The 20,376-nt window shown below is 70.2% G+C and carries 16 protein-coding genes; 10 read left to right on the top strand and 6 right to left on the bottom strand.

Features of this window, described 5'->3' with window-relative positions:
• Positions 1 to 546: 546 nt before the first annotated feature.
• Positions 547 to 1,968, bottom strand: a complete 1,422-nt coding sequence (locus ACIBTU_RS39210; protein ID WP_399131578.1) for a cation:dicarboxylate symporter family transporter — start codon at positions 1,966 to 1,968, stop codon at positions 547 to 549.
• 257 nt (positions 1,969 to 2,225) lie between these two features.
• Between ACIBTU_RS39210 and ACIBTU_RS39205 the strand changes: the two genes are divergently transcribed.
• The 6 genes from ACIBTU_RS39205 to ACIBTU_RS39180 all read left to right on the top strand — a co-directional run bounded on the left by ACIBTU_RS39205 (position 2,226) and on the right by ACIBTU_RS39180 (position 8,817).
• Positions 2,226 to 4,082 carry an ATP-binding protein gene (locus ACIBTU_RS39205; RefSeq protein WP_399131577.1) on the top strand — a complete coding sequence of 619 codons (1,857 nt, stop codon included), beginning with the start codon at positions 2,226 to 2,228 and terminating at the stop codon, positions 4,080 to 4,082.
• Positions 4,079 to 4,762: a response regulator gene (locus ACIBTU_RS39200; protein ID WP_399131575.1), complete on the top strand. Its 684-nt coding sequence runs from the start codon at positions 4,079 to 4,081 to the stop codon at positions 4,760 to 4,762. The genes ACIBTU_RS39205 and ACIBTU_RS39200 overlap by 4 nt, the downstream gene beginning before the upstream one ends.
• 163 nt (positions 4,763 to 4,925) lie before the next feature.
• Positions 4,926 to 6,308, top strand: a complete 1,383-nt coding sequence (locus ACIBTU_RS39195; RefSeq protein ID WP_399131574.1) for an extracellular solute-binding protein — start codon at positions 4,926 to 4,928, stop codon at positions 6,306 to 6,308.
• A gap of 71 nt (positions 6,309 to 6,379) precedes the next feature.
• Positions 6,380 to 7,186 carry a carbohydrate ABC transporter permease gene (locus ACIBTU_RS39190; protein ID WP_399131579.1) on the top strand — a complete coding sequence of 269 codons (807 nt, stop codon included), beginning with the start codon at positions 6,380 to 6,382 and terminating at the stop codon, positions 7,184 to 7,186.
• Positions 7,187 to 8,026 carry a carbohydrate ABC transporter permease gene (locus ACIBTU_RS39185; RefSeq protein ID WP_399131573.1) on the top strand — a complete coding sequence of 280 codons (840 nt, stop codon included), beginning with the start codon at positions 7,187 to 7,189 and terminating at the stop codon, positions 8,024 to 8,026.
• An 89-nt stretch (positions 8,027 to 8,115) separates the two neighbouring features.
• Positions 8,116 to 8,817 (top strand): helix-turn-helix domain-containing protein, encoded by a 702-nt coding sequence (locus tag ACIBTU_RS39180; protein WP_399131572.1) that lies wholly within the window; start codon positions 8,116 to 8,118, stop codon positions 8,815 to 8,817.
• 50 nt (positions 8,818 to 8,867) lie between these two features.
• On the opposite strand, the gene ACIBTU_RS39175 is transcribed toward ACIBTU_RS39180, so the two are convergent.
• Positions 8,868 to 9,893 (bottom strand): ATP-dependent 6-phosphofructokinase, encoded by a 1,026-nt coding sequence (locus ACIBTU_RS39175; protein ID WP_399131571.1) that lies wholly within the window; start codon positions 9,891 to 9,893, stop codon positions 8,868 to 8,870.
• Between the two features lie 225 nt (positions 9,894 to 10,118).
• Here ACIBTU_RS39175 and pta point away from each other — a divergent pair, with 225 nt between their 5' ends.
• The 3 genes from pta to pyk all read left to right on the top strand — a co-directional run bounded on the left by pta (position 10,119) and on the right by pyk (position 14,957).
• The gene (pta, locus tag ACIBTU_RS39170; protein WP_399131570.1) at positions 10,119 to 12,206 is read left to right on the top strand and encodes a phosphate acetyltransferase; all 2,088 of its coding nucleotides are present in this window, start codon (positions 10,119 to 10,121) and stop codon (positions 12,204 to 12,206) included.
• Complete coding sequence (locus ACIBTU_RS39165) at positions 12,203 to 13,453, top strand: acetate kinase (RefSeq protein ID WP_399131569.1); 1,251 nt, start codon at positions 12,203 to 12,205, stop codon at positions 13,451 to 13,453. The genes pta and ACIBTU_RS39165 overlap by 4 nt, the downstream gene beginning before the upstream one ends.
• 73 nt (positions 13,454 to 13,526) lie before the next feature.
• Positions 13,527 to 14,957 carry a pyruvate kinase gene (pyk, locus tag ACIBTU_RS39160; RefSeq protein ID WP_399131568.1) on the top strand — a complete coding sequence of 477 codons (1,431 nt, stop codon included), beginning with the start codon at positions 13,527 to 13,529 and terminating at the stop codon, positions 14,955 to 14,957.
• An 87-nt stretch (positions 14,958 to 15,044) separates the two neighbouring features.
• On the opposite strand, the gene ACIBTU_RS39155 is transcribed toward pyk, so the two are convergent.
• The 4 genes from ACIBTU_RS39155 to ACIBTU_RS39140 all read right to left on the bottom strand — a co-directional run bounded on the left by ACIBTU_RS39155 (position 15,045) and on the right by ACIBTU_RS39140 (position 19,269).
• Positions 15,045 to 16,229, bottom strand: a complete 1,185-nt coding sequence (locus ACIBTU_RS39155; protein ID WP_399131567.1) for a hypothetical protein — start codon at positions 16,227 to 16,229, stop codon at positions 15,045 to 15,047.
• Between the two features lie 94 nt (positions 16,230 to 16,323).
• Entirely contained in the window at positions 16,324 to 16,884 is a 561-nt protein-coding gene (locus tag ACIBTU_RS39150; RefSeq protein ID WP_399131566.1) for a DUF6114 domain-containing protein, read from the bottom strand.
• Between the two features lie 155 nt (positions 16,885 to 17,039).
• On the bottom strand, positions 17,040 to 17,657 hold the full coding sequence (locus ACIBTU_RS39145) for a DUF6230 family protein (protein ID WP_399131565.1): 618 nt from the start codon (positions 17,655 to 17,657) through the stop codon (positions 17,040 to 17,042).
• Between the two features lie 640 nt (positions 17,658 to 18,297).
• Entirely contained in the window at positions 18,298 to 19,269 is a 972-nt protein-coding gene (locus ACIBTU_RS39140; RefSeq protein ID WP_399131564.1) for a tetratricopeptide repeat protein, read from the bottom strand.
• A gap of 298 nt (positions 19,270 to 19,567) precedes the next feature.
• Between ACIBTU_RS39140 and ACIBTU_RS39135 the strand changes: the two genes are divergently transcribed.
• On the top strand, positions 19,568 to 20,206 hold the full coding sequence (locus ACIBTU_RS39135; protein WP_399131563.1) for a TetR/AcrR family transcriptional regulator: 639 nt from the start codon (positions 19,568 to 19,570) through the stop codon (positions 20,204 to 20,206).
• The last annotated feature ends 170 nt before the right edge of the window (positions 20,207 to 20,376 follow it).

Below are 20,376 nucleotides of genomic sequence, written 5' to 3'. Positions count from 1 at the left end.
GCACGCTGTTGAGTTCTCAAGGAACGGACGCTTCCTTTGTACTCACCCTCTCGGGCTTTCCTCCGGGCGCTTCCCTTCGGTCTTGCGTTTCCGACCCTATCAGACCGTTTCACCGGCCGATTTCCTCGGGGTCTTGCTGGTCTTGCCTTTTCGCTTTCCGGCCTTTCGGCCTTCCTGCGGTGTTGACTCTATCAGATCCTTTCGGGCCTGATTCCCAGTCAACCGCCCCCGCGTTAGCGGAGATTTGATGCTGTGTCTTCCTGACCCGTTGGGCCGTTCCGACGTCCCGAACATTAGCGGAACTGCTGAGCAATTCCTAATCCGCCCGACCGAATTGAATTCGGGCACGCCGAAATCAACCCCGCCAGGGGATCGCGCTGGTGTTTGGGTGCCGCGTGAGCGGCGGAGGTGCTGCCGTGGACCGTGTGGCGGCCCGGACAACTCGAAGGACCTTACGCCACTACGGCTGGTAGTACAAACCGAGGGGGCGGTGCCCGGCGAAGCTCGCCTGGCACCGCCCCCGTCAGGGCTGGACGCGCGGAGCGCTCACGCTCCGACCGGCTCCTTCTCCAGCGACGGGCCGCCGTCGCGCGGGGCCGGGACGTCGTCCTGGCCGGCGGTGTCGTCGGAGTCGAGCAGGGTGCGCTCGTCGAAGGGGAGCTCGCCGGCGAGGACGCGGCGGACGCGGTCGCGGTCGACCTCGCCGGTCCAGGTGCCGATGAGCAGGGTGGCCACCGCGTTGCCCGCGAAGTTGGTGAGGGCGCGGGCCTCGCTCATGAAGCGGTCGATGCCGATGATGAGGCCGACGCCGTCGACGAGGCCCGGCTTGTGGGACTGGAGGCCGGAGGCGAGGACGGCGATGCCCGAGCCGGAGACTCCGGCGGCGCCCTTCGACGCGATCATCATGAAGAGGAGCAGGCCGATCTGCTGGCCGATGCTCATGGGCTGGTCCATCGCGTCGGCGATGAAGAGGGACGCCATGGTCAGGTAGATCATGGTGCCGTCGAGGTTGAAGGAGTAGCCGGTCGGGACGGTGATGCCGACGACCGGGCGGCTCACGCCGAGGTGTTCCATCTTCGCGATGAGGCGGGGCAGCGCCGACTCGGACGAGGACGTCGAGAGGATCAGCAGGAATTCGCGGCCCAGGTACTTGAGGAGCGCGAAGATGTTGAAGCCCGTCGCCAGGCGGAGGATCCCCGCGAGGACGACTCCGACGAACAGGGCGCAGGTGACGTAGAAGCCGATCATGATGGTGGCGAGGGCCTTGAGGGCGTCGATGCCGGTCTCGCCGATGACGGCGGCCATGGCGCCGAAGGCGCCGACCGGGGCGGCCCACATGATCATGCCGAGGACGCGGAAGACGAGCTTCTGGATGTGCTCGATGCCGCGCAGTACGGGTTCGCCGGAGCGGCCCATGGCCTGGAGGGCGAAGCCGACGAGGAGGGCGACCAGGAGGGTCTGGAGGACCTCTCCCTGGGTGAAGGCGGAGACGAGCGTCGTCGGGATGATGCCGAGGACGAAGTCGGTGGGGCCTTCGGCGGCGTCCTTGGCGGCGGTCTGGCCGACGTCCTTGGTGGCTTCGGTGAGGTGCATGCCGGAGCCGGGGTCGAGGATGTTGCCGACGACAAGGCCGATGGCGAGGGCGACGACGGACATCACGACGAAGTAGCCGAGGGCGAGGCCGCCGACCTTGCCGATCTTGGCGGCCTTCCGTACGGAGCCGACGCCGAGGACGATCGTGCAGAAGATGATCGGGGAGATCATCATCTTGATCAGGTTCACGAAGCCCGTGCCGACGGGCTTGAGCTCCTTGGCGAAGTCGGGCGCCGCGAAGCCGACGGCGATGCCGAGCAGTACGGCGACGATGACGGCGATGTAGAGATAGTGGGTGCGGTCCCGCTTGGCGGGGGCCTGCGGTGCGGCTGCGGGCGGGGGCGGGGTCGCGGTCCCGTTCTCGGTGTCGGCCACGGTTCCTCCTGACGACGGCGTCGGGGTGCTGGGGGCGTACGGGTCGTGCGAGGTCGCGCAAGGTTCGTCGCGCGGAGGTTCTTCGAGTGGAGGCCCGGTCGGCGTCGGGTCTCGCGGAGCGCCTCTGCCTCGGTGCACGTACGTACAGGCCGTGCGGCTCACGTCCTGCGGATCCCGGTGACTATCTCCCAGGCGGTGAGGGCCGTCACCCTTCCGTTCATTTAGTTCGCACTTATACGAACAGGCACACTGGCGTCATGCGTCTCCCCCGTCCCCGCAGCCTGGCCGGCCAGCTCTTCGCGATGCAGGTCGTGCTGGTCGCGGTCGTGGTGGCCGGGTGCGCGCTGTTCATGTACGTCAGTGACCGGGGGCAGGCGGAGGACGCGGCGCGGCGGCAGGCGACGGCGGTGGCGCGGTCGGTGGCCGACGCGGGGTCGGTGCGGGAGGCGATCACCGGGGGCGGGGATCCGACGGTGCGGTTGCAGCCGTACGCGGACGAGGTGCGGGGGCACACCGGGGTCGACTTCGTGACGATCATGGATCCGGCGGGGATCCGGTGGACGCATCCGGACGAGGAGCGGATCGGCGAGCGGTTCCTGGGGCACATCGGGCCCGCGTTGAAGGGGCGGACGTTCTCGGAGACGTACACGGGGACGCTGGGGGCCTCGGTGCGGGTGGTGACGCCGGTGTACGCGGTGCGGGACGGGCGGAGCCGGGTGGTGGGGCTGGTCAGTGCCGGCATCACGATCGACGAGATCACGGCGCAGGCGCGGGGGCAGTTGCTCGCGGTGGCGGGGGTGGCGCTGGCGGCGCTGGTGCTGGGCGGCGTGGGCACGTACGTGATCAACGCGCGGCTGCGGCGGCACACGCACGGGATGAACGCGACGGAGCTGAGCCGGATGCACGCCTATCACCAGGCCGCGCTGCACGCGGTGCGTGAGGGTCTGGTGATGCTGGACGGGCAGCGGCGGGTGGCGCTGATGAACGACGGGGCGCGGGAGCTCCTCGGGGTCGGGGCCGGGGATGCGGCGGTGGGGCGTTCGGTGGCGGAGCTCGGGCTGCCGACTGCGTTGACGGGGGCGTTGCTGGCGGCCGAGCCGCGGGTCGACGAGGTGCATCTGACGGCGGACCGGGTGGTGGTCGTGAACACGTCGCCGGTGGCGAGCGGTGAGCGGCGGGGCACGGTGGTGACGCTGCGCGATCACACGGAGTTGCAGGCGGTGATGGGTGAGCTGGACTCGGAGCGGGGGTTCACGCAGGCGCTGCGGTCGCAGGCGCACGAGGCGGCGAACCGGTTGCACACGGTGGTGTCGCTGATCGAGCTGGGGCGGGCGGACGAGGCGGTGGAGTTCGCGACGGCCGAGCTGGAGTTGGCGCAGGCGCTGACGGATCAGGTGGTGGGGGCGGTGAGCGAGCCGGTGCTGGCGGCGCTGCTCCTTGGCAAGGCGGCGCAGGCGAACGAGCGCGGGGTGGAGCTGATGGTGTCGGCGGACACGCGGATCGACGACGGGCTGCTGCCGCGGGCGGTGCCGGCGCGGGATCTGGTGACGGTGCTCGGCAATCTGGTGGACAACGCGGTGGACGCGGCGCAGGGGTCACCGGGGGCGCGGGTCACGGTGACGGCGCTGACGGCGGGCGAGGAGCTGGTGCTGCGGGTCGCGGACAGCGGGCCCGGGGTGGATCCGGCGCACGCGGACGACGTCTTCGAGCGCGGCTGGTCGACGAAGCCGGCGGGTCCGGCCGGTCGCGGTCTGGGCCTGGCACTCGTACGGCAGGCGGTGGCGCGGGGCGGTGGCACGCTGTCGCTGGACCGCTCGGCGGAGGGCGGGGCCCGTTTCACGGTGCGGTTGCCGTTGGACGGGGCGGTGCGGATGCCGCTGCCGCGGGAGGAGGACGGCGCCGGGGTCCTGGGCGGTGACTCGGCTGCGGCGGGCTTCCACACGGCGGAGGGTGCGGGGACGCCGCCACGGGAGGCGCTGCCCTTACCGCAGGAGGAGGGCGGCAGCGCCGGAGCCCTGGACGGTGACTCGGAGGGCACGGTGTCGTCGGAGGTGGGGTCGGGGTCGGTGGTCGAGGGTGATCGGGCGGGCGGGACCGGGAGAGGCGGGCGATGAGCGTGAGCGGGGCCGGGATTCGGGTGCTGGTCGTCGAGGACGATCCGGTCGCCGCGGACGCGCACGCGTTGTACGTGGACCGGGTGCCCGGGTTCGTGACGGTGGCGCGGGCGCAGACGGCGGCCGGGGCGCGGCGGGCGCTGGAGCGGACGGCGGTGGATCTGATCCTGCTGGATCTGCATCTGCCGGACGGGCACGGGCTGGCGCTGGCGCGGTCGCTGCGGGCGGCGGGGCATCGGGCGGACGTGATCGCGGTGACCTCGGCGCGGGATCTCGCGGTGGTGCGGGAGGGGGTGTCGCTGGGGGTGGTGCAGTACGTGCTGAAGCCGTTCACGTTCGCCACGCTGCGGGACCGGTTGCTGCGGTACGCGGAGTACCGGACGTCGACCGGGGAGGCGGCCGGGCAGGACGAGGTGGACCGGGCGCTGGCGAACCTGCGCTCCCCCGCGCCGGCCGCGCTGCCGAAGGGGCTGAGCGCGCCGACGCTGGAGCGGGTGACGCAGGCGGTGCGGGACGCGGGGTCGGACGGGGTGACGGCGGCGTCGGCGGCGGAGACGGTCGGCATCTCGCGGATCACGGCGCGGCGCTACCTGGAGCATCTGGTCGACGCGGGGCGCGCGGGGCGCAGCCCGCAGTACGGGCAGGTGGGGCGGCCGGAGCTCGTCTACACCTGGGTTTAGCGAGGAGTCGATCGCTCAACTCCGGTGTGGTGGAACGGTGTTCGGGTGGGTGATGAGCCGGGCACAACGTTGTCACCGCCCCATTGACCACCCCCGGGCGCACCCGTACGTTCAGCTGGCAGCCCCGCGTGGCAACGATGCCCGCGATGGTCCGTAGGAGGTCGTGCTCGTGCGCCCTGCCGCCCCTCTCCTCGTCGCCACCGCCCTGATCGCCGCCGGGACCCTCACCGCTTGCGGTGGTGGGTCCGGGAGTGACGCGAACACGGTCCGGGTCTCCTTCAAACAGTCGACGGACAACCAGATCAAGGTCATGGACACCTATCTGGCCGCGATGAAGAAGCAGTTCGAGAAGGCCCATCCCGGCAAGAAGGTCGAGCTCGTGCCGATCAAGGCGCCGGACTCGGAGTACTACACGAAGCTGCAGCAGATGCTGCGGTCGCCGAAGACGGCTCCGGATCTCGTGTACGAGGACACGTTCCTCATCAATTCGGACATCACCAGCGGCTATCTCGAGCCGCTGGATCCGTATCTGGACAAGTGGGGCGACTGGAAGCAGTTCATCGACACGGCGAAGTCCGCGGCGAAGGCGGAGGACGGGAAGACGTACGGCGTCCCGGACGGTACGGACACGCGGGGGCTCTGGTACGACAAGGGCATCTTCGCGAAGGCCGGGATCGCGACGCCGTGGCAGCCGAAGAACTGGGACGAGGTGCTGGACGCGGCCCGCACCATCAAGAAGAAGGTCCCGGACGCCATCCCGCTCAACGTCTACAGCGGCAAGCCGAACGGCGAGGCCGCGACGATGCAGGGCTTCGAGATGTTGCTCTACGGGACGGGGAGTGCGGGGAGCGGGGACGCCGACCCGCTGTACGACAAGGGGTCCGGGAAGTGGGTCGCCGGGTCGAAGGCGTTCCGGGACAGTCTCGGGTTCGTGGAGACGGTGTTCAAGGAGAAGCTCGGGCCCGAGGTGTCCGACGCGCTGGACCCGAACCTGGCGACGCGCGTGCGCGGCGAGTTCCTGCCCGAGGGGAAGCTCGGCATCGATCTCGACGGGTCGTGGCTGCCGCAGGACTGGCTGAAGGGTTCGGGGCACGAGTGGCCCGAATGGTCGCGGAAGCTGGGGCTCGCGGCGATGCCGACGCAAGCCGGGCAGGCGCCGGGCAAGGTGTCGATGTCGGGCGGCTGGACGTGGGCGATCCCGTCCAAAGCGAGCAACAAGGACCTGGCGTTCGAGTTCATCAGGACGATGCAGACGAAGGCGAACGCGCAGCGCTGGTACATCGCCAACTCGGGCATCGCGGTCCGCAAGGACGTGGCGGCGGACCCGGCGTACGTGAAGGCGCAGCCCGGCATCGAGTTCTTCACGGATCTGGTGGCGTCGACGCACTACCGGCCGGCGTACCCGGCGTATCCGAAGGTGTCGACGGCGATCCAGGAGGCGATGGAGTCGGTGACGACGGGTGACGCGAGCGTGGAGAAGGCCGCGGACACGTACGACGAGCAATTGAAGGGGGCGACGGGCGGCAAGGTCGTCAGCAGACCGTGACGTCCCCCGGTGCGCCGTCCCGCCGCCGGACGCTGCTGCGGGCCCTTCCCGTCGCCCCGGCCACGATCCTGATGCTGCTCTTCCTGGCCGGTCCGATCGCCTACTGCGCCTACATCGCCTTCACCGATCTCCAGCTCACCGGCCAGGCCGAGTCCTCGTTCGTCGGGTTCGACAACTTCACGGCCGCGTTCCGCGACGACGCCTTTCTGAACGCGGTCCGGCTGACGCTCGTGTTCACGTTCCTGTCCTCGATCGTCGGCCAGAACTGTCTGGGGCTCGCGCTCGCGGCGCTGATGCGGCGGGCGTCGAAGCCGGTGCGTACGGTCGTCGGCGCGGTGGTGGTGACGGCGTGGGTGCTGCCGGAGGTGGTCGCCGGTTTCCTGCTGTACGCGTTCTTCCGGCGCGAGGGCACCCTGAACGCGATCCTCGGCTGGCTCCATCTGCCCACCCAGAACTGGCTGTTCACGCTGCCGATCCTGGCGGTGTCGTTCGCGAACGTGTGGCGCGGCACGGCCTTCTCGATGCTGGTGTACTCGGCGGCGCTGTCGGAGATCCCGAAGGAGGTCACGGAGGCCGCCGAGGTGGACGGGGCGAACGGGTGGCGGCGGCTGTGGCACGTGACGCTGCCGATGATCCGGCGCTCGATCGGCACGAACCTGATGCTGAACACGCTGCAGACGCTGTCGGTGTTCGGGCTGATCTGGGTGATGACCCGCGGCGGCCCGGGCAATCACAGCCAGACGCTGCCGCTGTTCATGTACGAGCAGGCCTTCCAGAAGAGCATGATCGGGTACGGCACGGCGGTCGCCCTGCTGCTGCTCGTGGTGGGCTCGCTGTTTTCGCTGGTCTACATGCGCCTGCTGCGCTCGGAGGCTTGAGTGACTCCCCGCCGTGTCCGACGCCGTACTCGCAGGCGGCTGACCGCCGACGCGTCGCTGATCCTCGTCGCCCTGGCCTTCGCGCTGCCGCTGGCCTGGGTGCTGCTGTCGTCCGTGGACGGCGACGCGAACCTGAAGGTGAAGGTGCCGTCCGCGCCGACCCTGGACAACTTCGACGCGGTGCTGAAGCCGGACATCACGTTCACCCCGCTGCTGAACAGCCTGGTCCTGTGCGGCGGGGCGACGGCCCTGACGGTGGCGTGCGCGGCGCTGGCCGCGTACCCGCTCTCCCGCTATCGCTCCCGCCTGAACCAGCCGTTCCTGGCGACGATCCTGTTCGCGACGTGTCTGCCGATCACCGCGGTGATGGTGCCGGTGTACGCGCTGTTCGTGCAGGTGAACCTGATCGACACGAGAGCGGGCACGATCTGGTTCTTCACCGCGTCCCAACTCCCGTTCGCGATCTGGCTGATGAAGAACTTCATGGACGGGGTGCCGAAGGAGCTGGAGGAGGCGGCCTGGACGGACGGGGCGGGCACGTTCCAGTCGCTGGCGCGGATCGTGCTGCCGCTGATGGGCCCCGGGGTCGCCGTCGTCACGGTGTTCTCGTTCGCCATGATGTGGGGGAACTTCTTCGTGCCCTTCATGCTGCTGCTCTCCCCCGACCAGATGCCGGCGTCGGTGAGCATCAACGACTTCTTCGGGAACCGGGGCACGGTCGTCTACGGGCAGCTCGCCGCGTTCTCGATCATCTACTCGACGCCGGTGATCCTGCTGTACGTCCTGGTGTCCCGGCGCTTCGGCGGCGGCTTCGCGCTCGGCGGCGCCGTCAAAGGTTGAACCACCGCCCCACCTGTACGTTCCTACGATATGTGACGCGGGCGGAACACACCGTAGCCAAGCGCTGCGATCCCCCCTACTTTGTGGCCGTGCACCACAAGGCCGCTGCCGACCAGCCGACCCCGCCCTTCAACGCCCCCGCAGCCCGTCGCCTCCGCGAGGCGCTCGGGATGGCGCCGGGCCATGTCGCGTACGGCATGCGCGCCCAGTACGGGCTCGCGTACGTCACGCCGGACACCGTGATCGCCTGGGAGCGGGGTGACACGGCGCCCACGGCGGCCGAACTCACCGCGCTCGCGGGCGCGCTGTGGTGTTCGCAGGCCGAGCTGATCGGGGAGCCGCGGACGCTGCGGGAGCACCGGCTCGCGCTCGGGATCGCGCCGGAGGACGTGGCGCGAGAGATCGGCGTCGACATCCACGCGTATCTGCGTATGGAGGAGACCGGAGAGTGGCGGGGCAACGAGCGCCAGTCGGAGGCGCTGGCCCGTGCGCTGCGGCTCGCGCCGCGCGCGTTCGCGACCGTGACGGGGCGGGACCAGTTGCTGGCGAACCTGCTGCGCAGCGCGGTGACGGCGCGCTGGCAGGGGCAGCTGCGGACGGTGTCCCGGCTGGTGCCGGTGCCGCGCCGGGAGCTGGAGGACGTGCTGCAGGAGATGCACCTGGAGTACCAGGCGCTGATGGCGGCCACGCTGACCTGGGGCGGGGGGTCGTCGCCGGACTCGGGTGGTGCGGGGCGGGAGTTCCTGGAGGGGATCCTGGACGAGTTCTGGTCCAGGATCACCGCTCCGTGACTCCCTGAGATCAGCCCTGGGATCAACCCTGGGATCAAGTGCCGCGGGGGCTAGAAGACCGACTCGGCCTCGTCCATGCGGTCCTTGGGGACGGTCTTGAGCTCGGTGACGGCCTCGGCGAGCGGCACCATGACGACGTCGGTGCCGCTCAGCGCGGTCATACGGCCGAAGACGCCCTGGTGCGCGGCCTCGACGGCGTGCCAGCCGAAGCGGGTGGCGAGGACGCGGTCGTACGCGGTGGGGGTGCCGCCGCGCTGGATGTGGCCGAGGATGACCGGGCGGGCCTCCTTGCCGAGGCGGTACTCCAGTTCGCGGGCGAGGGCGGTGCCGATGCCCTGGAAGCGCTCGTGGCCGAACTGGTCGATCTCGCCCTTGCCGTAGTTCATGGTGCCCTCGGCGGGGTGGGCGCCCTCGGCGACGCAGATGACGGCGAACTTCTTGCCGCGGGCGAAGCGCTCCTCGACCATCGCGACGAGGTCGGCGGGGTCGAAGGGGCGCTCGGGCAGGCAGATGCCGTGGGCGCCGCCGGCCATGCCGGACTCCAGGGCGATCCAGCCGGCGTGCCGGCCCATGACCTCGACGACCATGACGCGCTGGTGGGACTCGGCGGTGGTCTTGAGGCGGTCCATGGCCTCGGTGGCGACGCCGACGGCCGTGTCGAAACCGAAGGTGCGGTCGGTGGAGGAGATGTCGTTGTCGATCGTCTTGGGGACGCCGACGACGGGCAGCCCGGCGTCCGACAGCATGCGGGCGGCGGTGAGGGTGCCCTCGCCGCCGATCGGGATGAGGACGTCGAAGCCGATCTCCTCGGCGAGCGCCTTCGCGTTCTCGCAGGCGGCGCGGAACTTGTCGCGCTCCAGGCGGGAGGAGCCGAGGGTGGTGCCGCCGCGGGCGAGGATGCCGCTGACCGCGTTCAGGTCGAGGGGTCGGTAGCGCCCCTCCAGGAGTCCCGCGTAGCCGTCCTCGAATCCGAGCACCTCGTCGCCGTAGTGCGTGACGGCGCGGTGCACGACCGACCGGATCACTGCGTTCAGGCCAGGGCAGTCGCCGCCTGCGGTCAGAACTCCGATGCGCATCGTGCTGTGTCTCCTGCTCGCTGCTGGTACGTCTGAGAGCCACGCCGATTCTTCCACGGCCGGACGGCGATCGCGTTCGTGCCGGGCGGGGAAAGGCGCTTCGGCACGGGACGGCCGGGCCTTTGTCCCCTGTCCCGAGGGCCCTTTTCCGGCGGGCGGTGCAGCCACGCACGGAGGTACGGTCAAGAGGATCGCCGCAGGACTCGACGCAGGAGGAGAGCACGCGTGACGCGCAGCGTGTACGTGACCGGGATCGACCGGGGCGACGGCCGCCAGGTCGTCGAGCTGGGAGTGATGGAGCTCCTGACCCGTCAGGTCGACCGGGTGGGGGTCTTCCGTCCGCTCGTCCACGACGGACCCGATCGGCTGTTCGATCTGCTGCGGGCGCGGTACCGCCTGTCGCAGGATCCGGCGAGCGGGTACGGCCTCGACTATCACGAGGCGTCGGCGATCCAGGCGGAGCAGGGCACGGACGAGCTGGTGTCGCGTCTGGTGGACCGCTTCCACGCGGTGGCCCGGGACTACGACGTGGTGCTGGTGCTCGGCACGGACTTCGCGGACACGCAGCTGCCGGACGAGCTGGCGATCAACGCGCGTCTGGCGAACGAGTTCGGGGCCTCGGTGGTGCCGGTGGTCGGCGGGCGCAGGCAGACCTCGGAGTCGGTGCGCGCGGAGGTGCGCAACGCGTACCGCGCCTATGACGGTCTGGGCTGCGACGTCCTGGCGATGGTGGTGAACCGGGTGGTGCCCGGGGACCGGGACGAGATAGCGGAGCGACTGGAGGGCACGCTTCCGGTTCCCGCGTACGTGCTGCCCGACGATCCGGCGCTGGCCGCGCCGACCGTCGCCCAGATCACGCATCACCTGGGCGGCACGGTGCTGCTCGGCGACGACTCGGGGCTGGCGAGGAACGCGCTGAACTTCGTGTTCGGCGGTGCGATGCTGCCCAATCTTCTGAACGCGCTGACGCCGGGCTGCATGGTCGTGACGCCCGGGGACCGCGCGGACCTGGTGGTCGGCTCGCTGGCGGCGCACAGCGCGGGCACGCCGCCGATCGCGGGCGTGCTGCTGACGCTGAACGAGCGGCCGGGCGAGGCGATCCTGAAGCTGGCCGACCGGCTGGCGCCGGGCACGCCGGTCGTGGCGGTGGAGGGCGGCTCGTTCCCGACGGCGGCCGAACTGTTCTCCCTGGAAGGGAAGTTGAACGCGGCGACGCCCCGCAAGGCGGAGACGGCGCTGGGTCTCTTCGAGCGGTACGTGGACACGGCGGAGCTGCTGAAGTCGGTGCAGGCGCCGTCCAGCGACCGGGTCACGCCGATGATGTTCGAGCACAAGCTGCTCGAGCAGGCCCGCGCGGACAGGCGCCGGGTGGTGCTGCCGGAGGGCACGGAGGAGCGGGTGCTGCGCGCGGCCGATGTGCTGCTGCGGCGCGGGGTGTGCGATCTGACGCTGCTCGGCCCGGTGGAACAGATCCGCAAGAAGGCGGCCGACCTCGGGGTCGACCTGACCGGCAGCGAGATCATCGACCCGCAGACCTCGGAGCTGAGGGAACGGTTCGCCGCCTCGTACGCGCAGTTGCGCGCCCACAAGGGCGTCACCGTGGAGCTGGCCCACGACGTGGTCGCCGACGTGAACTACTTCGGCACGCTGATGGTGCAGGAGGGCCTCGCCGACGGCATGGTGTCGGGTTCGGTGCACTCGACGGCCGCGACGATCCGCCCCGCCTTCGAGATCATCAAGACGAAGCCGGACGCGGCGATCGTCTCCTCCGTCTTCTTCATGTGCCTGGCCGACAAGGTCCTGGTGTACGGGGACTGCGCGGTGAACCCGGACCCGGACGCGCGGCAGCTCGCCGACATCGCGACCCAGTCCGCCGTGACCGCCGCCCGTTTCGGCGTGGAGCCGCGGATCGCGATGCTGTCGTACTCGACGGGCACCTCCGGCACCGGCGCGGACGTCGACAAGGTGCGCGAGGCGACGGAGCTGGTGCGCGAGCGCCGCCCGGACCTGAAGATCGAGGGGCCGATCCAGTACGACGCGGCGGTCGAGCCGTCGGTCGCGGCGACGAAGCTCCCGGGCTCGGAGGTGGCGGGGCAGGCGAGCGTGCTGATCTTCCCTGACCTCAACACGGGCAACAACACGTACAAGGCCGTGCAGCGGTCGGCCGGCGCGATCGCGGTCGGCCCGGTCCTGCAGGGCCTGCGCAAGCCGGTCAACGACCTGTCCCGCGGCGCGCTCGTCGGGGACATCGTGAACACCGTCGCCATCACGGCGATCCAGGCCCAGACCCCCACCGAGAAGGCTGCACAGTGACCTCGCCGACCCCCGCGACCCCGCCGGCCGCGCCCGCGACCCGCGTCCTCGTCCTCAACTCCGGCTCGTCGTCGGTGAAGTACCAGCTGCTCGACATGCGTGACAGCACGCGGCTCGCGGTGGGCCTGGTGGAGCGCATCGGCGAGGAGACGTCCCGGCTGAAGCACACGCCGCTGCTGGGCGGTGGCGGGCAGAGCCGGGAGCAGATCCGGCCGATCGCCGATCACGAGGAGGCCCTGAAGGCGGTCGCCGAGGAGCTGGCGGCGGACGGGCTGGGCCTGGACTCCCCCGAGCTGGCGGCGATCGGGCACCGGGTGGTGCACGGCGGGAAGCTGTTCACGCAGCCGACCGTGATCGACGACGCGGTCCTCAAGGAGGTGGAGCGGCTGATCCCGGTGGCGCCGCTGCACAACCCGGCGAACCTGACCGGGATCCGTACGGCGATGGCGCTGCGTCCGGACCTGCCGCAGGTGGCGGTCTTCGACACGGCGTTCCACACGACGATGCCGGAGTCGGCGGCGCGCTACGCGATCGACGTGAAGACGGCCGATGAGCACCGCATCCGGCGCTACGGCTTCCACGGCACGTCGCACGCCTACGTGTCGCGCAGGACGGCGGAGCTGCTGGACAAGGAGCCGCAGGAGGTGAACGTCATCGTGCTGCACCTGGGCAACGGCGCCTCCGCGTCGGCCGTGCGCGGCGGGGTGTGCGTGGACACGTCGATGGGGCTCACCCCGCTGGAGGGGCTGGTGATGGGGACGCGTTCAGGCGATGTCGACCCGGCGGTCATCTTCCATCTGATGCGGGTGGGCAACATGTCGGCGGACGAGATCGACGTGCTGCTCAACAAGAAGAGCGGTCTGATCGGACTGTGCGGCGACAACGACATGCGCGAGATCCGCCGCCGCGTCGACGAGGGCGACGAGGCGGCGCGGCTGGCCTTCGACATCTACGTCCACCGGCTGAAGAAGTACATCGGCGCCTATTACGCGGTGCTGGGCCGGGTGGACGCCGTGGCGTTCACGGCGGGGGTCGGGGAGAACGCGGCTCCGGTGCGCGAGGCGGCGATCGCAGGCCTGGAGGAGCTGGGTCTCGCGGTGGACGGGGAGCTGAATTCCGTACGTTCCGACGAGGCCCGGATCATCTCGCCCGCGTACGCGCGGGTGGCCGTGGCCGTGGTGCCGACCGACGAGGAGCTGGAGATCGCGCGGCAGACCTACGCCCTGGTCGCTTCGCGCAACGACTGAGCGCACCGCCGCCCATTTGTAGTTTCCACCAGACGGAATATTCCGCAGCGAAACAAACCGATAGGATCGCTCCATGCGCCGTTCCAAAATCGTCTGCACGCTGGGCCCCGCCGTCGACTCCGAAGAGCAGCTCGTCTCGCTGATCGAGGCCGGCATGAACGTGGCCCGATTCAACTTCAGCCACGGCACCCACGCCGAGCACCAGGGTCGCTACGACCGGGTGCGGGCCGCCGCCGCCAAGACCGGCCGCGCCGTGGGTGTGCTCGCCGACCTGCAGGGGCCCAAGATCCGCCTGGAGACCTTCGCCGAGGGACCCGTCGAGCTGGTGCGGGGTGACGAGTTCACCATCACCACCGAGGACGTCCCGGGCGACAAGTCGATCTGCGGCACGACGTACAAGGGCCTGCCCGGTGACGTCTCGCGCGGTGACCAGGTACTGATCAACGACGGCAACGTCGAGCTCAAGGTGACAGAAGTCGACGGCCCCCGGGTGAAGACCGTCGTCATCGAGGGCGGGGTCATCTCCGACCACAAGGGCATCAACCTCCCGGGCGCGGCCGTCAACGTGCCGGCCCTGTCCGAGAAGGACATCGAGGACCTGCGCTTCGCGCTGCGGATGGGCTGCGACATGGTCGCCCTGTCCTTCGTGCGCGACGCCGACGACGTGCGGGACGTCCACAAGGTGATGGACGAGGAGGGCCGCCGGGTCCCCGTCATCGCCAAGGTGGAGAAGCCGCAGGCCGTCGCCAACATGGAGGGTGTCGTCGCCGCGTTCGACGCGGTGATGGTGGCCCGCGGCGACCTCGCGGTCGAGTACCCGCTGGAGAAGGTCCCGATGGTGCAGAAGCGCCTCGTGGAGATGTGCCGCCGCAACGCCAAGCCGGTGATCGTCGCGACCCAGATGATGGAGTCGATGATCACCAACTCGCGTCCGACCCGCGCCGAGGCCTCCGACGTGGCCAACGCGATCCTGGACGGTGCCGACGCGGTGATGCTGTCCGCCGAGTCCTCCGTGGGCGCCTACCCGATCGAGACCGTCAAGACGATGTCGAAGATCGTCCAGGCGGCCGAGGAGGAGCTGCTCTCCAAGGGCCTCCAGCCGCTGGTGCCCGGTAAGAAGCCGCGGACGCAGGGTGGTTCGGTGGCCCGTGCCGCGTGCGAGATCGCGGACTTCCTGGACGGCAAGGCACTGGTGGCCTTCACCAAGTCCGGTGACACGGCCCGACGCCTGTGCCGCTACCGCACGGCCCAGCAGATCCTGGCCTTCACCACGGACGACGACACCCGCAACCAGCTGACGCTCAGCTGGGGCGTCGAGTCCTTCGTCGTGCCGCACGTGGACTCCACGGACGCGATGGTCGAGCTGGTCGACGCCGAGCTGGTGAAGCTGAGCCGCTTCAACTCCGGTGACACGCTGGTCATCACGGCCGGTTCGCCCCCCGGCGTCCCCGGCACCACCAACATGGTCCGGGTGCACCACCTGGGCGGCGGCGACCGCGACTGACGGCCGCTCCGGTACGCACGAGAGGGCGCCCCCCGCGGGAAGCGGGGGGCGCCCTCTCGTGTGTGGCGTGCGGTCAGCCGACCGGAGTCAGCTGTCCTCGACCGTGGTGTGCAGTCCGGGGACGTGCAGCGTGCCGCCGAACTGCGCGGCCTGCGTCACCTTCACGTTGGTGAAGTAGAGGATCGGCAGGTTGAGCGGCGGCGGGTTCTTGGCGTTGAACGTCATGGGGATGAGCCCGAGCAGGTTGCCCGAGAGCTCCTCCGTGTACATGATCGTCTTGCCTTCGCGGATGGTGGACGTGGAGCCCTTGTCCGCGCGGATGTGGAAGAACTTCCCGTCGGGCCCCTGGGAGATCTGGTGCAGATCGCCGATGTCGGTGCCGTTCGAGATGACGTACTTCATGACCCGCTTGGTGGAGCCGTCCGCCATGCGCACGTCCACGAGGCCCTGGTAGTCCGCCCCCTTCAGCAGCAGCGAACTCGCCTGCAGCTTCCAGGACTCGGACGGCAGCTGCTCCGGGGTGTCCTCGTTCGCGCCCTCGGCGTCCGTGGCGACCGGGCAGTTCTCCGGCACCTCGGTGGAGTCCGGCGTCGGCGTGGCCGACTCCGCTGCCTCCTTGGCCTTGTCCGCCGTGTCCTCGACGTCCTTGACCGCGTCCCCGGCCTTGTCCGCCGTGTCCTCGACCGTCTTGCCGGCCGTGTCCGTGACGTCCTTGACCGTGTCCCCGGCCTTGTCGACCGTGTCCCCGACCACGCCGCCGGAGTCCTTCGACGCGGAGGCGGACGGGGAGGGAGTCGGCGTGGCCGTCTCCTTGTCGTCCGGCGTGAAGAAGTCCTTGATGGCGTCGCCGACACCCAGGGGGTCCAGCGGGTTCGTGGTCTTGGACGGCGACGGCGTGGCCGTGGGCTCGTCCGCGCTGTCGGAACCGGCGTCGTCCTTCGACGCGTCGGCCGACGGCGTGGGCTCCGCTGTCTTCTGCTCCGCCGAGCCACCCGTGCCGGCGTCCTTGTCCGCGCCGGAGTCCGCCGCGTCCTTGCCGGCCGAGGCCGACGGGGACGGGGTCGGGGTCGCCGACGCGTCCGCCTTGTCCTTGTCGGCGGCGGCGCCGTCGGTGTCCTTGTTCGCCTCCACCGCGTCGGCGCACGCCTTGTAGTCGTCCGCCGAGAACTTGGTCGGATTGTCCTTGGCCGACGCCAGCGTGGGCGTGAGGCCGAGGCCCATCAGCACGGCCGTGGGCATGGCCGCGATCGCTATCGCCTTGCCCGCGGGCATGTGCAGCCTGGTGAACAGATGCTTTCTCGGTGCTGCATGCCGCGGCCCGGTTCTCGCACGGGACTCCGCACCGGAGTCCTCGTGGTGCACCTCGTCAGCCGGCACGGTGCCTCCCGTTCGTCCCGTTGTCCGGGCTCGTCCCTGACTCGTCGTCGTTTGCGCCCGCGACCCGATAGGTGGCTCCCGCGATCGGCGGCGCGGCGACCGTGTCCGTGGACCCGGCCTCGTCACCGCCTCGCGCCGGCGAATCCCCCTGCGGCCCGCCCGGGGCCCAGGCGATGCCGAGGGCACCACCGATCAGGGCCAGCAGGAAGCCGATGACGAACCCGCCGAAGTTGGAGACGACCAGGGAGACCAGGGCGAGAAGAATCGCCGCCACACCCGCGAACACCCGGGAGTGCGGCTGGTACCACATCGTCAGGCCGAGCACGACAAGGAGGACGCCGATGATGAGCGAGCCGGCTCCCGCCGTCGTCGCCATCTTGATCGTCATGTTGCCGAGCGTCAGATTCGCGTACGGGAAGTACATGATCGGGAGGCCGCCGAGGATCGACAGCAGACCACCCCAGAATGGGCGCTGACCGCGCCACCCTCGGAACGATTGGCGCATGTGACCAAGCTTCGGGCCCAGCCCAGCGTGCGCTTCGGCGCTCATGTCGTACAGCTCCTCGGGAATGGCGTTGTTCTGTGGTGATGGTGGCTGTCCGGATACGGGCACGGGGACGACCCGGAGAATTCCGTACGTCCCCGCGCCCGGCCGTTCAGCACATCAAGTGCCAAGCCCCGGGCCCGAGTTCGAGCCCGTCGGGACTAGTAGCACTCGTGCTGGCCCTTCTGAACACTCATCTTGAGGCCAGAGAGCTTGAAGGTGCCGGCCGTGGTGGCCCATGCGCGCTGCTGGACGTGCTCGAAGTGCACCGAGTCGGCCTGCTGGGCGAACGAGTTCGGGTCGGCCTTGTCGCCGTTGTGGATACCCGGACCCTTGCTGGCGTCACCCGCCGCCACACCGATGTCGATGTTCTTGAAGGTCGCGTCGGCCTTCAGGTCATCGGCGTCGATGTAGAGGGTCTTGGCCTCCACGCGCGGGCCGCCCTCACCACCGGCGGACAGCTTCATCGAGACGTCACCGAAGACCGGCACCGGCACGACGACCGACTGGCACAGGTTGGTGATCTCGGCGGACTTCATGCCGACGACCGCGACAGGGTGAGCACCCGTCTTGCCGCTGTCGATGGCTCCGTACTGGACGAAGCCCTCACCATCGAGAGAGTCGGCCGTCACCTTGAACGACTGACCCGACACACTGAACGATGCCGCGAGCGCACCCTGGGACAGGGCGACGCCTATCGCGGCGGTCGCCGCGACGCTGGGCACCATGACGACGGCGAACCGCTTCCATCTGGTCCCGCCACGAGTCACGGACTTCATGACTGATCCTCCTTCTCGGACGTACATCTCCGGCCCTGACTGCCCCTTGCGGCGGCTCAGCCGGGCAGGGATGGGAGAAGTGCTACGTCCTCGGGAAGGAGAGCGCCCGTATCGGAGGCGCGAGTCCGCACCCTGATCACCGGCGATCACCCCCGAGCGACAACCACTGGTCGCACCTGAGCCATCACGCGCAACCTGCTGGACAGGCTCAACCGGAAGGTTGAGACCCCCCTGCCCCAGACCGACGGCGCTCCCCTTGGTCCGCCGTCGACCTGCTCGGTGGGGACCCAAGGACCCCGCTGCCCGAATGGCTTTCGGACGGTGAGGAGTGGACCGAGCGTGCCCGATCGTGGTGCATTCCCGGCCGGGACACAAGGGGGTTCGTTACTGGCGGGTAACGGAGAGATAACCACGCCGCGACCGGCTGGCATCAAGCAGCAACTCAGGGTGCTGTCAACCGAGTTGCGATTCAGGGTGAATCCGGGACGGAACCGGACAGAAAACAGCCCTCGACTTACTCCAAGTAACAGCGGCCGCAATTACCAAGTTTTGGTAAAGCGCGGCCGCCGTCGCCCTCTGCGGACAGAACTTTCACCCCGGCATCACATGCCGTGGCGTTTAAGAACTGGTCACCGACGGCTCAGAAGAGAACCCGGGCCAGAGCTGTACGCGCCGCAGTCACGCGCGGGTCGTCGGCCCCGACGACCTCGAACAGTTCGAGCAGACGGACGCGTGCCGCGTCCCGGTCGTCGCCGGCGGAGCGGGCCACCGCGTCGACGAGCCGCCCGAAGGCGTCCTCGACATGCCCGCCGACCAGGTCCAGGTCCGCGGCCGCGATCTGCGCCGCCACGTCACCGGGCTTCTCGGCGGCGTCCCTGCGCACGGCCTGCGGGTCCATGTCCTGTACGCGCTGCAGGAGTTCGGCCTGACCGAGGCCGAGCTTGGCCTCCGTGTTGCCGGGGTCGTCGGACAGCACGTTCTTGTACGCCTGGACCGCGCCGGCGAGGTCGCCCGCGTCCAGAGCCTGTACGGCCGCCTCGAGCAGGGCGTCGTAGGGACCGGCCGGAGCCTCCACGACCGGGGCGGCGCCCTCCGCATCGGGGGCGACCGCGATGCCGGTGAGCCCGAAGCGCTCCTCGGCGACCTGGATCAACTGGTCCAGGGTGCCCCGGATCTGGGCCTCGGGGGCGGCGCCCTGGAAGAGCGGCAGCGCCTGTCCCGCCACCACGGCGAAGACGGCGGGGATCCCCTGGACCCCGAACTGCTGCATCAGCATCTGGTTGGCATCGACGTCGATCTTGGCGAGCAGGAAGCGGCCGTTGTACTCGGCGGCGAGCCGCTCGAGGAGCGGGCTCAGCTGCTTGCAGGGCTCGCACCACTCGGCCCAGAAGTCGATGACGACGGGCACCTCGGTGGAGCGCTGCAGTACGGCACTCTCGAAATCCGCCTCGTCGACATCGATGACGAGGGAGGACGGGGGCACGGCGGTCGGGCCGCCGCCCTGACGGGCCGTCTCGGCGCGCGCCTGCTCCGCCTTCGCCTTGGCCTCCTGGGCCGCCTTCACCGCGGCGAGGTCGACGACTCCGCTCATGGACATGTTCCGTGGCTGCATGCGTACAGTCTCCCCCTTCCGCGGACCGTTGTGGGCCGGGTCCGCCTCCGTGGCCTCCCGCCGGATTGCGAGGCATACGGAGCGGACTCGGCCGCGTTGCGTTTTTTGACGCCGGGTCCCCACCCGGCATCCGTGGTTGCCGCTCGTCTCGACCGCTCCGGGGTGCAGATCCGGGGCGTCGCACGAGTTCGTGCTTACGCTACGACCCGTAGCGTATATGCAGCGTAAGACGCGCGGGGCGCGCAGGCCGGTGATCTGGCTCACGGGCCGTGCGGCTACCGGCCGGTATGGTCACGGCATGCAGAGCCGCATTCCGTCCTCTCCCTGCCGACCGGGCCGCCAGGGCCGCCCCCGGTCCGCCGCGGCGGACGAGGCGATCCTGAAGGCGACCCGTGCGGCGCTCGTCGATCTCGGCTGGTCCAAGCTGACGCTCGGGGACGTGGCGACGCGGGCCGGGGTCGCCAAGACGACCCTGTACCGGCGCTGGGCGGGCAAGAACGAGCTGGTGGTCGACGCGGTCGCGGTTCTCTTCGACGAGCTGGAGCTGCCCGATCTCGGCTCGCTCGCGGCGGACATCGAGGCGGTCGTGCTCCAGTTCGCGGCGATCCTGGACCGGCCCGAGACCAAGACGGCGCTCATGGCGGTGGTCGCGGAGTCCACGCGCGACGCTCCGCTGCGGGAGCGGATCCGGACGTCCATCGTGGATCGGCAGAAGCGGCTCGTGCTTGAGGGGCGGGCCCGGGCGGAGCTGCGTGGGGAGCTTCCGGTGCCGGCCGATGCGGAGTCGGCGGCGCGGTCGGCCGACCTCATCTTCGACGTCGCCGCCGGGGCGGTGGTGCATCGCACTCTGGTGAGCGGGGAGTCGGTGGACGCGGACTGGGTCCGGCGGTTCACGCTTCTGTTGCTGGGCGGGCTGAGCGCGGCCTCGGGCGACTAGGAGCTCGGATCGACTTGTCGCGTTGTCGACCGCGGCTGCGTCGTGGGGGGGGGGGGGGGGGGGGGGGGGGGGGGGGGGGGGGGGGGGGGGGGGGGGGGGGGGGGGGGGGGGGGGGGGGGGGCGCGGGGCGGGGCCGCCCCCCCCGCGCCGCGCCGCCGCGCCCCCCGCCC

Origin of the sequence: Streptomyces sp. NPDC050145, assembly GCF_044460245.1 — a bacterium.
In the GTDB taxonomy this organism is placed as follows: Bacteria; Actinomycetota; Actinomycetes; order Streptomycetales; family Streptomycetaceae; genus Streptomyces.
The sequence above is the reverse complement of the archived record's forward strand: the minus strand, read 5'-3'. Positions and strand labels throughout refer to the sequence as shown.